Below are 13519 nucleotides of genomic sequence, written 5' to 3'. Positions count from 1 at the left end.
GCATGCGGGACGCGCGCCGGATTGGGAACCGGCCGTGGCGGAAAAGTGTCCCAGCAGGTGGCCGGTCGGGGGACGACCGGCCGGCCGCCCGCGGGCGGCCGGTGACGCCACGGACGGGGGCGCATGATGGGCAACGGCTGGACGGTACCCGGTTACACCGAGGTGCGTGAGCTCGGCGCGGGCGGCAGCGGCCGGGTCGTGCTCGCGCTCCACGACGCCACGGGCACGGCCGTCGCGGTGAAGTACCTCAGCGACCGGATGCGCGAGGACCCGGCCTTCGTCCGGGAGTTCCGCGCCGAGGCCCGGCTGCTGGGCGGGCTCGTGTCGCCGTACGTGGTGGGCCTGTACGAGTACGTGGAGGCCCCGGCCGGCGCGGCGATCGTGATGGAGCTGGTCAACGGGATCTCCCTGCGCGCCGTGCTGCGCGAGACCGGCCGGGCGGACGCCGAGGCCGCGCTGGTGGTGCTGAAGGGCTCCCTGCTCGGGCTGGCCGCGGCCCACCGGGCGGGCGTCGTGCACCGGGACTACAAGCCGGAGAACGTACTGGTCGCGCCCGACGGCTCCTCCAAGCTGGTGGACTTCGGGATCGCGGCGGGCCGCGGCACCACCCCCGGGGTGGCGGGCACCCCCGCCTACATGGCGCCGGAGCAGTGGCAGGGTCAGCCGGCCTCGCCGACGGCCGACGTGTACGCGGCGACCGCGACCTTCTTCGAGTTCCTGACCGGCCGCAAACCGTACGACGGGGCGAGCTTCGCCGAACTCGCCGTCCAGCACATCGAGGCCCCGGTCCCGGAGACCGAGGCCCCCGAGCCGGTGCGGCCGCTCATCCGGCGGGGCCTGGCCAAGCGGCCGGAGCAGCGCCCGGAGAACGCCGAGGCGTTCGTGGCCGAGCTGGAGGCCGTGGCGGTGGCCGCGTACGGCCCCCAGTGGGAGGAGCGCGGGCAGCGCAAGCTCGCCGCGCTGGCGGCCCTGCTGCCGCTGCTGTTCCCGTCGGCGGCCGGCGCGGCGGCGGGCACCACCGCGGTGGCCACCACCTCGGTCGGCGGGGGCTCGGGCTGGGCGCCGGGGCGCGGCGGCTGGCTGGCGACGGGCCTGGCGCTGGTGCTGGGAGCGGTGCTGGTGTTCACGACGGACGCGGGCGCCGGCACCCCGCCGGGTGCCTCCGCGCTCAGCGACTTCGCGACGACGAACCCGGCCACGCCGGGGCCGGCTTCGCCCGCGCCGGGGCCGTCCGTCTCGCACTCGCCGTCCGCGAGCCCTTCCGCGTCGGCGTCCGCTTCGCCGAGCACCTCGGCGTCCCCGACGCCCACGCACTCCCCCTCCGCGAGCTGGAGCCCCTCTCCGAGCCCGACCCCGAAGCCGACGGTCAGCCACTCGCCGACCCCGACCCCGACGCCGTCGCCGACGCTGCGGGTCACCAAGCTCGACGTCTCGCTCAAGCCCGGGGTCTACCGGGGCGACGCGACCGTCTCCCTCTCCGCCCAGGGCAGCGGGCCGGTCACCGTCACCCTGGAGTGGTTCCTCGGCAGCTCGCAGGGCGCCTTCTCCGTCCCCGACGGCACCGACACCGTCGTCGTCCAGGCCGGCTCCCTGGCCCCCGTGGTCCAGGCGCACAACTTCAGCCGGGGCCACGGCTGCTACGGCGGGGTCCGGGTCACCACCAGGCCGGCCGCCGCGAACGGCTCGGCCTCCGCCTCCGCACTGCTGTACCGCTGCCAGACCCAGGAACCCCAGGAGGTTCCCCGATGAACGACCCGCGCGTCCCCCAGGACCCCGCCGACGACGAATACAGCGCCACCGTGCTCGGCAGCCACTGGTTCAGCGGCCCGCCGCCCCCGGCGGACGCCGCGCCCGACCGGGTCGAGGGTTCCGTGATGCGGTTCGGGCCGGGGGTGACGGCGGCCATGGCGCCGCCGTTCCCGGTGGTGCCCGCCACGCCGCCCGGGCCGCGGCCGCCCGCGCGGCGCGGCGGGGGCTGGCGGCGGTACACCCTGGCGGCCGTGGTGCTGGCCGCGGTGCTCGGCTACCTGGCCTGGCAGCGGTTCGGGCCGGCCGTGGAGGTGCGGGAGGTGGCGGTCTCCACCGACCCGCGGGGTCCCGGGTGCGGGGCGGCCGCCGATGTGGTGGCCGTCGTACGCACCGACGGACGCCCCGGAACCCTCACCTACCGCTGGGTCCGCAGCGACGGCACCCGGTCGGAGGAGCTCACGGAGCGGGTGCCCGCCGGGCGGAAGGAGGCCACGCTGCACCTGCTGTGGACCTTCCAGGGCACGGGCAGCTACCCGGCGCGGGCCGAGCTCCAGCTGATCTCGCCGGTCGAGCGGACGGCCGCGGTCGAGTTCACCTACCGGTGCCCCCGGTAGCGGGGAGCCTGATCACCGCGCGTCCGCCGTCGAGGTCGACGCGGGAGTGCGGCGGGGCGCCGTCCTCCTCGTCGTCGCGCACGAGGAGGGCGCTCTGGCGTTCCCTCAGCTCGTTCTGCTTGCCCGGCGAAAAGCCGGCGTGCAGCTGCTCGAAGCCGGTGGCGGAGATCTGCCCCTGACGGCCGTTCCACCGCCAGGGCAGCAGACCGGCGCGGCCGGCGCGCACGAGCGCGAAGTCCGCGAAGGCCGTCGCGGTGAGCAGCAGCGCCAGTCCCGGCAGGGTCATGAAGATGACGAAGCCCATGGCCCGACCGTAGCCCACCGGGCCGTTCGCCCCCAGGGGCGGGGACCCTGAGCCGTACTTCCGGCCGGGGCGGGTGTGGCCGTCCGGCCGAAGCCCGGGCGGGGGCCGCCCTGCTTGGATCGAAGGCGTAGACGAGGGCGTGCAGGACGCCCTCAGGCACCGCTGCGTGCCGTGTTCCGGCATGCGACACCCCACGGAACGCGGCCGTCCCGCACGGATGCCGAGTCCGCGCGGGAGGCCCGCGGCCGCTTTGGGGAGCGGCCGCGGGCCGTTTCGCGTTCCCGTCCCCCGCCGCAACCGGGGGACGGTGCCTGTGGGGAGCGGCCGGCGGGACGGCGCCGGTCGGCTCCCGGTCCGGACGGTGTCCCGTCCGGGGGTCTTGTGGCTAGAACCGCGCGTGGGCGGTGATGTCGGCCTGGAACTCGCCGGTCATCGCGGGGGTGACCGTCGGCCGGCACTGCGCCACGGCCGCCAGGTAGTCCTCCGTGGTGGCGCCGAGCTGCGCGGCCGCCGCGCCGCGCGCGCCCACCGCCTCCAGGTCCCGCTCGAAGGACACCTGCGCGGCGGTCCGCGCGGCGTGCTCGATGTCGGCCGGGGTGAACAGCTCGGTCGCCGCCACCAGTGCCGACACGTCCACGCCGGTCCGCCCGGCCGTGTAGCGCGACCAGATGGCGGCGCGCGCCCCGGCGTCGGGGGTGCCGATGGGGATCAGGTAGTCGAAGCGGCCGGGCCGCAGGAAGGCCGGGTCGAGGGAGCGGATGGAGTTGGTCGCGCAGACCAGCAGCCGCTCGTCGCCCTCCCGGAAGCCGGGGATCAGCTTGAGCAGCTCGTTCGTCACGCCGTGGATGCCGCCCGGCTGCGCCGGCTCGGTGCGTACGGGTGCGATCTCCTCGACCTCGTCGATGAAGACGAGGACCCGCTCCAGCTCGGCGATCCGGGCGAAGGCGACGCGCAGCGCGGCGGCGAGGTTGCCCTCGTCGGCGAGGCGGGAGGGCAGCAGCTCGACGAAGGGCCAGCCCAGGCGGGAGGCGATGGCGCGGGCGAAGGTGGTCTTGCCGGTGCCGGGCGGCCCGAAGAGGGTGATCGCGCGCGGCGGCCGGACCCCGTGCGCGGCGGCCCGCTCCGGTTCGGCGAGCGGGAGGACCACGCGCCGTTCGATGAGCTCCTTCTCCGTCTCCATGCCGGCGACCTTGGCCCACAGGTCGTTGGGCAGGAAGCGGCCGCCGAGGTCGTCGAGGAGGCCTGCCGCCGGGCCGTGCAGGGGCTCGGTCTTCTCGAAGTAGGCGACGGCGGGCTGCCGGGTGTAGCCGGCGTTGAGCAGGCCCTCGCCGAGCAGGTCCTCCTCGGGCAGGACGTAGGCGATCCGGCCGACGCGGGCGGCGATCAGGCGCCGCTCCAGTTCGACGAGGAGCGCGCTGGCCAGGCCCCGGCCGCGCCAGCCGGAGGCGATCGCGATCCGCATCACCCAGGCCCGCTCGCCGGTGACGCTGGCGAGGGCCGCGCCGATCGGGACGCCCTGGTGGACGGCGACGACGCAGGGCTGCCGGTCGGTCAGCGCGCTGATGCACTCGGCGAGCGAGAAGACGGACTCCTGGCCCAGTTCGGCCGTGGTGTCTATGAGATGGACCACCGCCGCGAGATCGCTCTCGCGGTAGTCGTGGATGAGCCAGTTCACTCGGTACCGCCCCTCGTTCGTGCTCCTGCGCCGAGGCTAGGGGCGGGCGGGCCCGGCGATCACGCACCGCGGTGCACAACAGCCGGCCGGGAAGTCCGCCGCGGCGTCCATAGACCGGTGCGTTCCGCCGAAGCCGCCCGCCCGGGGCCGGCGCGCCTTCGGGCTTTCCGACACATCCACGGCGGATTCCGCACCCACAGGGGATCCGCATTCACAGCGGATTCATACGGAACACCGGGCTCCGGGCACAGTTTCGCCGGGGAGGCTCGGACGCATGATCCCTCGCACCCTCCCCCGACCGGCCGGCCGCCCCCGCTCCCGTGCCCGCGCCCGGCGGGCGGCGCGGATCCTGCTCGCGCTGACCTCGATGGCCGCCCTGCTGAGCCTGGACCTCCCCGAGGCCGGGGCGCTGCCGCCGCTCGGCGTGACCGTGCGCGCCGACACCGACGCCACGGCGGCCCGGGTGGGCGCCCTGTTCGCGGGCGGCACGGAAGGCGGGCACTTCTGCACCGCCTCCGTGGTGCGCAGCGCCGGCCGCGACGTGATCGCCACCGCCGCGCACTGCCTGGGCCACCCGGAGGGCACGGTCTTCGCCCCGGGCTACCGGGACGGGGAGGCCCCGTACGGTCTGTGGCGGGTGACCGGGGTGTTCACGGCCCCGGCCTGGACCGAGGGGGAGGACCCGGACGCGGACATCGCCTTCGCGACGGTCGCCCCGGCGGACGGTGCGGTGACGGGGAACGTGGAGGACGTGGTCGGCGGCTTCCCGGTGGCCGCCGGGCAGCCGGGGGACGTGACGGTGACCGTCGTCGGCTACCCGAGCACCGAGGAGGCCCCGCTGCGCTGCTCGAACGCGACGAGCCTGCTCTCGGCGACGCAGCGCCGCATCGACTGCCCCGCCCTCAGCGGCGGCACCAGCGGCAGCCCCTGGCTGGCGGGCGGCACCCTGGCCGGCGTACTGGGCGGCCACGAGGGCGGCGGCACGGTCCCGGACGTCTCCTACAGCGCGGTCCTGGGCACCACGGCGCTGGAGCTGTACCGCGAGGCGGCGGAGCAGTCGCCGTAGTCCGCGTCACAACGGCTCGGGCGGCTCGGCCGGGACGGTCAGGGCCCGTATCACCGTCCGATCGAGCCGTCGATCTGCTCGCGCAGGATGTCCGCGTGGCCGGCGTGCCGGGCGGTCTCCTCGATCATGTGGACCAGCACCCAGCGCATCGACGGCGGCGGGGTCTCGCGCAGCGAGCGGGCGCCGGGGCGGTCCAGGTCGGTGCAGGCGAGGGCGACCTCGTTGGCCCGGGCGATCGCCTCGCGATAGGCGTGCGCCAAGTCCGGGGCGGTGTCGTCGGCGGACACCGCGGCCTCGTCCTCCCACTGCTCGCGGTCGGCGCCGGCGTAGGCCCAGACGAACCAGTTGAGCTCGACCGCCGTCAGGTGCTTGAGCAGTTGGAGCAGGCTCGTCCCGGAAGGAACACCGGCCGTGCGGACGGCCGGCTCGGGGACACCGGCCGCCTTCGCGAGGACGGACTCGCGCAGGTAGTCCAGGAAGGTCAGCAGGGTGGTCTTCTCGTCGGCGTTCAGGCCGGGGGGCCGGAGGTCCGGTCGGGGCTCGGTGGTCGTCATGACGAAACCGTAGGTGACAGGTTCACCCGGTCCGATGTCCTTCAGGAAACCGCCTGGTCCACGGTCCCGGCCGGGGCCTCGAACCAGGTGGGCCCGTCCGCCTGGGAGTGGCGTATGCGGTCCAGGGCGAAGCGGTCCAGCGGGGGCAGGGCGTCCGGGGAGAACCAGGCCGCCTCCAGCAGTTCCCCGTCGGCGGCGCGGGGCTCGCCGCCGGTGGCCCGGCAGCGGAAGGTGATGTCCTGGATCTGGCAGACGTCGCCGTTCGGGTACGTGATCGGTTCGAGCATCTGCACGAAGACCACCCGCTCGGGGACGCACCGCACGGCCGCCTCCTCGTACACCTCGCGCACCGCCGTCACGGCGGGCTGCTCCCCCGGCTCGGCGATCCCGCCGACCAGGGACCACTTCCCGTTGTCCGCCCGGCGCCCGAGGAGCAGCCGGCCCAGGTCGTCGACGACGACGGCGGTGACGCCGGGCAGCAGGAGCAGCCGGTGGCCGGCGCCGCTCTCCCTGATTTCGCGGATGTACTCGGGTGTGGTCATGCCCCGACCCTACGGGGCCCGGGCGCGGCCGCCGTCGTCATGCGGCCCGGCGGGCGCGAACCCGGCGGGTCAGCACCCGGCCGAGCCCGGCGGCCGCGACGAGGAGCAGCGCGTACTCGGGGAGCGGGCCCAGGCGGGTGGCCGGGGTCTGTCCGGAGCGCAGCGGGATCTCGGCGACGAGGGCGTCGGCGGTGAACATCTCGGTCTGCTGGGTGACCTTGCCGTCGGGCTGGATGACGGCGCTGACGCCGCTGGTGACGGGGACGAGGACGGTGCGGCTGTGCTCGACGGCGCGGATCCGGTCCATGGCCAGCTGCTGGTAGGTCATCTGGGTCCGGCCGAAGGTGGCGTTGTTGCTGGGCACCGCGATGACCTGGGCGCCCGCCCGGACGGTGGAGCGGACGGCGTCGTCGAAGGCGGCCTCGTAGCAGGTGACCATGCCGACGCCGGTGCCCGCCATGTCGAAGACGCCGGGCTCCTTGCCGGGGCCGAAGTCGCGGCGGACGCGGTCCACGTCGGAGCTGAAGAGCCGGACGAAGGAGCGCATGGGGATGCGCTCGCCGAAGGGCTGGATCTTGCGCTTGTCGTAGGTGTCCGTGGGGCCCTTGGCCGGGTCCCACAGGATCATGGTGTTGCGCAGCGGTCCGGTCTCGGGGGCGAGGACGGAGCCGATCGCGGTGGGCACGCCGACGGCCTTGACCGCGTTGTCGATGACCGCGTGGGCGTCGGGCTGGGTGAACGGGTCGATGTCGGAGGAGTTCTCCGGCCACAGGACGAAGTCCGGCTTGGGGACGCGGCCGGCCTTGACGTCCTCGGCGAGCTGGACGGTGCGGTTCGCGTGGTTGTCCAGGACCTGGCGGCGCTGGGCGTTGAAGTCGAAGCCGGCCCGCGGCACGTTGCCCTGGATGACGGCGGCCACGGCCGTGCCGTCCTCGGCGGCGCCGGAGACCAGCGGGCGGGCCGCGAGGCCCGCGCCGACGGGGGCGGCGACGGCGAGCGCGGCGAGCGCGGCGGCGCCGCGCCGGGGGTCGCGGCGGGAGGTGCGCAGGACCTCGTACAGGCCGAAGCCGCACAGGGCGACGCCGAAGGAGAGCAGCGGGGTGCCGCCGACGGCGGCGAGCGGGGTGAAGACGCCGTCGGCCTGCCCGAAGGCGAGCTTGCCCCAGGAGAAGCCGCCGAAGGGGGCCCGGGCGCGCAGGGCCTCGCCCGCGATCCAGACGGCGGCGGCCCACAGGGGCCATCCGGGCAGCCGGCTGACGAGGGCGATGCCGAGGCAGGTGAGGCCGATGAGGAGGGATTCGAGGGTGACGAGGGCGATCCAGGGGACCGGGCCCACGCCCTCGCTGGTCCACACGAGGAGCGGCAGCAGGAAGCCGAGCCCGAAGAGGAAGCCGAGGCCGAAGCCGGCCCGGGCGCGGCGGCCGCGCAGGCAGCCGGCGAGCAGGGCGAGGGCGAAGGGGGCCAGCCACCACAGGGGGCGGGGCGGGAAGCTGAGGTAGAGCAGCACCCCGGCGGCTCCGGCCAGTGCGGAGCGCACCAGCCAGGCGGCCTTGTGCTCCTCCCGGCGCGGGGAGGTGCCGGCTGCGGCTTCGGACGGGGCGACGGCCGCGGTCCGTCCGGCGGGCTGCGAGGGCTCGCTCTCGGCGGCGCGGGTGACACTGCTGCTCATCTGGCGGAGTGTACGTCCCCGCACCCCAAGGGCCGGTAAGGAGCCGCCCGACGCTACCGGGCGAGGGCGCGCAGGTGGGTGCGGATGACCCGGACGGCGTTCTCGGCGTCGTCGACGGTGACCGTGAACAGCTTGCCGTCGCCGAGCCGCAGCTCGACGCCCTCGCCGCGCCGGACGATGACGGCGGTGCCCTTCTCGGGGCGCCAGCGGTAGCCCCAGCCGCCCCACTGCTGGGGGGTGATGCGGGGGCGGAACTCGGCGGAGGCGACCTCCGCGAGGCGGATCTTGCGGCGGGGCAGTCCGATGTGGCCGCAGCGCACTTCGAGGGCCTCCGCGTCGACGGTGACCGCGACGTGCACGAAGGCGAGGGTGCCGTAGAGGATGAGCAGCCCGACCGCGAGGCAGCCGATCACGGACATCAGCAGCGGGACGTACCCGGCGGTCCAGGAGTTGTCGACGGCCAGCTCCACCCCCAGGGCCAGGCAGGCCGCACCGGCTGCGGCCAGCAGCCACTGCGCGCGGTTGGAAGCCCGGCCCGTCCAGAGGGGGCCCGGTGGGTGACCCGTCATGAGCAGCAGCGTACCCACGTTCCGCATCCCTGCCACCACCTCTGCGCCAGTCGGCGCATCGTCCTTCACGGGCTGGCGCCTGCCCGCGCCCGGCCCGCCGAAACGGACACCGCTCAGGTGGGGAGGAGGCCGATCAGGGCGTCGCGGAGGGCCGGGCGGCGGGTGGTCACGAAGCGGTGCAGGGTCCTGGAGCCGAGGGCCACCCGCTGGGCGCTGCGGCGGCGCTCCGCGTCGTAGGCGCGCAGGGCCGCGGGCAGGCCCGTACGGCCGTGGGCGGCGACGGCGCGGGTGAGGGCCTCGGCGTCGAGGAGGGCGGTGCAGGCGCCCTGGCCGAGGTTGGGGGTCATGGCGTGGGCCGCGTCGCCGACCAGGGCGATCCGGCCGGCGGTGACGAAGGCGGGCAGCGCCGGGTGGAGGTGGCGCATCTCGTACCGGATCCAGGTCGCGGGGTCGGTCTCGGCGAGCACGCGCGGGACCGGGTCGTGCCAGCCCGCGAAGGCGGCCCGCAGTTCGTCGGCGGTGGTGGCCTCGGGGACGGTGGCGTACCAGTTGGTGCGGCCCGGCTCGACGGGGGTCATCCCGAAGAAGCGGCCGTCGCCCCAGGTCTCCCCGTAGATCCCGGTCTCGAAGCCGGCGATGCCGATCCAGGCGACGGTGCCGACGGCGCGCACCGCGCTGCGGGTGCCGAAGTGGGCGGTGCGGACGGCGCTGTTGATGCCGTCGGCGCCGACGACGAGGTCGGCGTCGAGGGTGCGGGGGTCGGTGAGCCGCTGCCCGTACTGGACGTCGGCGCCGCCGAGCCGGGCGAGTTCGGCGAGCAGCGCGTCGATCAGGTGGGGCCGGGAGACGAGCAGTTCGGGGCGGCCTGCCTTGCGTTCGACGCGTTCCAGGGGGAGGGCGGCGAGCACCCTGCCGTCCGGGCGCCGGATGTGGGCCCGGCGGTAGGGGAGGGCCCGCGCGCGGAGGGCTTCGCCGAGGCCGAGGCGCTCCAGGGCGGACTGGGCGGTGGGGTGGATGCCGAAGGCGGTGCCGTAGCGCTCCAGGGCGGTGCGGCCCTCCAGGACGCGTACGGACCAGCCGGCGCGGCGGAGCCCGATGGCGGTGGCGAGCCCGCCGACGCCCGCGCCGACGACCACGGCGGTGCCGTTTCCGTTCTTCTCGCCGTTTCCGTTCTTTTCGCCGTTCTCGCTGTTCTCGCCGTTCTCGCCGTTCTCGCCGTGCCGGTCGTCTGTCATGACGTGCCCCCTCGATCCGTCGGACGAACAGAACCGCACCACGTCACCACAGCCGTGGTACCCCATCCGTGGTACCACGGCACCACGTCACCACACCCGTGGTACCCCATCCGTGGTACCACGGGTGTGGTTATCCTGGCAAGGTGAATCAGGACCGGAGGGACCGGCTGCGCGACGCGGCCATCGCGGTGCTGGCCGAGGCGGGCGGGCGCGGGCTCACCCACCGGGCCGTCGACGCCGCCGCCGATGTGCCGCTGGGCACGGCCAAGAACTACTTCCCGACCCGCGACGCGCTGCTGCGGGCCGTGGCCGAACGCTGCCTGGAGCAGTACCGTGCCGTGGCCGCCGCCCTGGCGGGAGCCGGACCGGAGCCGTCGGACCGGGCGGGCCTGGCGGCGCTGCTCGCCGGGCTGCTGCGGAACGTGGCCGGCCCTGGGCGCCCGCGGGTGCTGGCCTACCTGGAGCTCCAGACCGAAGCCACCCGGCGGCCCTGGCTGGCCGCGCTGCTGGACCCGATCGCCTCCGGGGACTTCGCCGCGCACCGCGCCCTCCTGTCCGGGGCCGGCCTCCCGGCCGGGCCGGAGCCGACCCGCGCCCTGACCCTCGCGCTGCACGGGGCGATCCCCCACCTCCTGGCGGGTTCCCCCGGGACACTGGCCGCGGCCGGGCTCGACGACCTCGACCGCTTCACACGGGGCCTGCTCGCCGCCGTGTGCCCGGAGGGGGTGCAGACCCCGTGACCCCCAGCCGGCAGGACCGGGCCGTCGGAGCCGTACTGGGCTCGGCGGCGGGAGACGCGCTGGGGGCTCCGTACGAGTTCGGGCCCGCGGGGCAGCTGAGCGCGCGGGGCGAGGAGATGCGCGGGGGCGGCGGCTGGGATCCGGGCGAGGCGACCGACGACACCCAGATGACGGTCCTGGTCGCCGAGTCCCTGCTGGAGCACGGCGGTCTCGAACTCCCCGACGTCTTCGCGCGCTTCCAGCGCTGGGCGGCCGCGGAGCCCAAGGACATCGGGCTCCAGACCGAGGACGTCCTCACCAGCGGCCTGCCCTGGGACCAGGCCGCCGCCGTCCACTTCCAGGTGAACGCGCGGGCCGCGGGCAACGGCAGCCTGATGCGGGCCGCCGGCTCGGCGGTGTACTTCGCGGCGGCCGGGCGCGAAGCCACCATGGACGCGGCCCGGCGCATCGCGGCCCTCACCCACGGGGACCGGGCCGCCTGGGAGGGCACCGCCCTCCTGCACGAGCTCGTCCGGGTGGCCCTGGACGGCGGCGATCCGGCGGCCGCGCTGCCCGACGCGCTGGACGCCGTGCACCCGGACCATCGCGACCGGTACGCCCGCGTCCTCGCCCCCGACTGGCACCCCGGTCTGGCCACCGAGTTCAACGGGGCGGTGTGGCCCTGCCTGGGCTCGGCGGTGTGGGCCCTGCGCACCACCGGCGGGTTCGCCGGGGCCGTACGGGCCGCCGTGGACCTGGGCGGGGACACCGACACGGTCGCCGCCGTGACGGGGACCCTGGCCGGCGCCGTGTACGGGCAGGCGGCGGTACCGGACGCGTGGACGGGCCCGCTGCACGTACCGCTGCCCGGCTTCGACGGCCGGACCCTCGACGCCGACGCACTCCGCACCCTGGCCCGCCGCCTCGCAGCCCCGGCCTGAACCCGGCCGCCCGGGCCACGCCCGGGCGGGCCCCTGACATCCCGGCCGGACTGGCCGAGCCCCGGCGGGGCCGGGTCCCGACCAGTCCGGCCGCGCCCGGGTCCGGATCATCCCGGCCGAGCACGGTCCCGCCCGCGGTCCGGACCGGCCCGGGAGCGCGCTTGGTTCCGGACCAGCCCGGCGAAGCTTCCGGGCCCGGGGTCCGGCTCAGCCCTGCCGGGGCCGACCCTGGCCCCGACGGCCCACGGCCGGGGGCCGAGGCCCGGCTGCAACCCCCGGCCGACGGGCCGGCCCGGGGCTCCGGGGCGGAACCGGCCCGGCCGCCGCCCCGCCCCGAAGCGGAGGTCACCCGCGGACGCCGACGCGGGCGACCCGGCCGCGCCGGACCAGCGGCGCGGCCGGGCGGAGCGGGCAGGACACCGGCCGGCACCTCGCCGCGGCCCGGGGCTCCGGGGCCGATCCGGGCCCGGAGGCACGCAGCCGGGGGCCGGCCCCTGGAGCGTCCGGCCGGCCCGGGGTTCGGGCGCGGCCCGGCCAGGCTGTCGCCCGCCCCTCCCCGGACCGGAGGTCAGCCGCAGCCGACGGCGCCGGGCGGAGCAGGCACGGACCCCGGCCATCGCCCCGGCCCGGGGCTCCGGGCGGGCCCCGGGCCGGGATCCGGGCGGGTGTGCCCGGGCTCGGGGTTCCGGGCGGGGCCCCGGCTCGGGGTTCCGGCTCCGGGCGGGACCCGGACCGGCCCCCGCCCCCCGACCGGAGGTCAGCCGCAGCCGCAGCCTCCGCAGCCGCCTCCGCCGCAGCCGTCGCCCCCGCAGCTTCCGCCTCCCCCGCCGCAGCCGCCGGCCGCGGTCGTGCCGGCGGTGCCGGAGGCCGTGGTCCGCTTGGCGTTCTTCGCGCGGTCGGCCTGTCTCCGGAGCCGCTCGGCCTCCCTGCGGCGCGCCTCCTCCCGTTCCCGCCAGCCCCGGGTCGTCTCCCGGTAGGACACCCCGGCCGGACTCCAGGGGTCCAGCCCGTGGCGCCGGCGGGGCAGCAGGGGGGCGCCCGTGACCTGGCAGGAGATGCCGCTGCCGTAGTCCTGGTGCACGGCGTACTCCAGCACCACCTCGGCCCCCTCGCGCGGCACCCCGTGGAGCAGCGCCTCGAAGGGTTCGGCGCGGGCGTCGACGTCGTGCAGCCCGCCCCGCGGCAGGCCCTCCGTCCCGGCGGCCAGCAGCCGGGCGCCCTTGAGGGTGTCCCGGTCTGCCGGGCGGTAGCAGAGCAGCGGCCGGCCCGCCGTGTCGTCGGCGTCGGGCAGCAGCCAGAAGTGCCCCGACGGGGAGATCCGTACGCCTACCACCAGCGCGGGCTGGTCGTCCTCGTACAGCCGCCGGGTGGCCAGGTCGGCGGCCCAGCCCCGGCCCAGGAGGGTGCTCCCGAGCACCAGCAGGACCAGGGCCACGCGCTGCTGGCCGACCGCGTCGTACGGGGAGCCGCCGGGCCCGCTCCCGAGGTCTTCGACGAGGCCGTCCACGAGGATCCCGGCGGCGGCGAGGCAGAGCAGCGCCCCGACGATGATCCGGGTGTTCCCGCGCCGCTCCTGCCCGGACGGCAGCCGGTCGGGGAGCGGGAAGCGGGCCGGGCCGGCGGCGTCGAGGGCCAGCCGCTCCTGCGCGCGCCGGGACCGCAGCCGCAGCAGCGCCCCGGCCAGCGCCCACGCGGCGGACAGGCACACGAGGGCGGCCCCGGGCCCCCGGGAGAGCGCGGCGGCCGACTCCGCGACCAGCAGGGCGGCGGCCGCCGCGGCCGCGGTGGGGGGGGAAAGGTACAAGAGAAGAAAGGAGGCCACCAACCCAACCACCGGACCGCAACGCCTCCCCTCCCCCCCCACACCCGCCCGTCTCCCCCC

13 protein-coding genes are annotated in these 13519 nt (G+C 76.5%); 5 read left to right on the top strand and 8 right to left on the bottom strand.

The window, feature by feature from the left end; all coding sequences use genetic code 11:
* Positions 1-123 precede the first annotated feature (123 nt).
* Both AC07A6_RS03150 and AC07A6_RS03145 read left to right on the top strand, forming a co-directional pair.
* A complete protein-coding gene (locus tag AC07A6_RS03150) occupies positions 124-1749 on the top strand; it encodes a serine/threonine-protein kinase (protein ID WP_478775856.1) in 1626 nt (541 codons plus the stop codon).
* On the top strand, positions 1746-2363 hold the full coding sequence (locus tag AC07A6_RS03145) for a hypothetical protein (protein WP_478775855.1): 618 nt from the start codon (positions 1746-1748) through the stop codon (positions 2361-2363). The genes AC07A6_RS03150 and AC07A6_RS03145 overlap by 4 nt, the downstream gene beginning before the upstream one ends.
* Here AC07A6_RS03145 and AC07A6_RS03140 read toward each other — a convergent pair.
* Positions 2341-2667: a DUF6191 domain-containing protein gene (locus AC07A6_RS03140; RefSeq protein ID WP_362472187.1), complete on the bottom strand. Its 327-nt coding sequence runs from the start codon at positions 2665-2667 to the stop codon at positions 2341-2343. The genes AC07A6_RS03145 and AC07A6_RS03140 overlap by 23 nt on opposite strands.
* A 385-nt stretch (positions 2668-3052) precedes the next feature.
* Complete coding sequence (locus tag AC07A6_RS03135; protein WP_478775854.1) at positions 3053-4342, bottom strand: ATP-binding protein; 1290 nt, start codon at positions 4340-4342, stop codon at positions 3053-3055.
* A 274-nt stretch (positions 4343-4616) separates the two neighbouring features.
* Between AC07A6_RS03135 and AC07A6_RS03130 the strand changes: the two genes are divergently transcribed.
* Positions 4617-5408: a trypsin-like serine peptidase gene (locus AC07A6_RS03130; RefSeq protein ID WP_478775853.1), complete on the top strand. Its 792-nt coding sequence runs from the start codon at positions 4617-4619 to the stop codon at positions 5406-5408.
* 50 nt (positions 5409-5458) lie between these two features.
* Here the strand turns inward: AC07A6_RS03130 and AC07A6_RS03125 are convergent, their stop codons facing one another.
* The 5 genes from AC07A6_RS03125 to AC07A6_RS03105 all read right to left on the bottom strand — a co-directional run bounded on the left by AC07A6_RS03125 (position 5459) and on the right by AC07A6_RS03105 (position 9977).
* Positions 5459-5962 (bottom strand): DinB family protein, encoded by a 504-nt coding sequence (locus AC07A6_RS03125; RefSeq protein ID WP_478775852.1) that lies wholly within the window; start codon positions 5960-5962, stop codon positions 5459-5461.
* Positions 5963-6003: 41 nt separating this feature from the next.
* Positions 6004-6504 (bottom strand): NUDIX hydrolase, encoded by a 501-nt coding sequence (locus tag AC07A6_RS03120; RefSeq protein ID WP_478775851.1) that lies wholly within the window; start codon positions 6502-6504, stop codon positions 6004-6006.
* Between the two features lie 37 nt (positions 6505-6541).
* Positions 6542-8173, bottom strand: a complete 1632-nt coding sequence (lnt, locus tag AC07A6_RS03115; protein WP_478775850.1) for an apolipoprotein N-acyltransferase — start codon at positions 8171-8173, stop codon at positions 6542-6544.
* A 53-nt stretch (positions 8174-8226) separates the two neighbouring features.
* Positions 8227-8742: a hypothetical protein gene (locus AC07A6_RS03110; RefSeq protein ID WP_478775849.1), complete on the bottom strand. Its 516-nt coding sequence runs from the start codon at positions 8740-8742 to the stop codon at positions 8227-8229.
* A 113-nt stretch (positions 8743-8855) separates the two neighbouring features.
* Positions 8856-9977, bottom strand: a complete 1122-nt coding sequence (locus AC07A6_RS03105; protein WP_478775848.1) for an FAD-dependent oxidoreductase — start codon at positions 9975-9977, stop codon at positions 8856-8858.
* Between the two features lie 143 nt (positions 9978-10120).
* Here AC07A6_RS03105 and AC07A6_RS03100 point away from each other — a divergent pair, with 143 nt between their 5' ends.
* Both AC07A6_RS03100 and AC07A6_RS03095 read left to right on the top strand, forming a co-directional pair.
* Entirely contained in the window at positions 10121-10717 is a 597-nt protein-coding gene (locus AC07A6_RS03100; RefSeq protein WP_478775847.1) for a TetR/AcrR family transcriptional regulator, read from the top strand.
* A complete protein-coding gene (locus AC07A6_RS03095) occupies positions 10714-11637 on the top strand; it encodes an ADP-ribosylglycohydrolase family protein (protein WP_478775846.1) in 924 nt (307 codons plus the stop codon). Before AC07A6_RS03100 ends, AC07A6_RS03095 begins: the two co-directional genes overlap by 4 nt.
* A 757-nt stretch (positions 11638-12394) precedes the next feature.
* On the opposite strand, the gene AC07A6_RS03090 is transcribed toward AC07A6_RS03095, so the two are convergent.
* Positions 12395-13441 (bottom strand): hypothetical protein, encoded by a 1047-nt coding sequence (locus tag AC07A6_RS03090; protein ID WP_478775845.1) that lies wholly within the window; start codon positions 13439-13441, stop codon positions 12395-12397.
* Positions 13442-13519 lie beyond the last annotated feature (78 nt).

The sequence above is a fragment of the Streptomyces sp. NPDC044002 genome, assembly GCF_056434525.1.
This window is presented reverse-complemented; position numbering and strand designations above follow the sequence as displayed.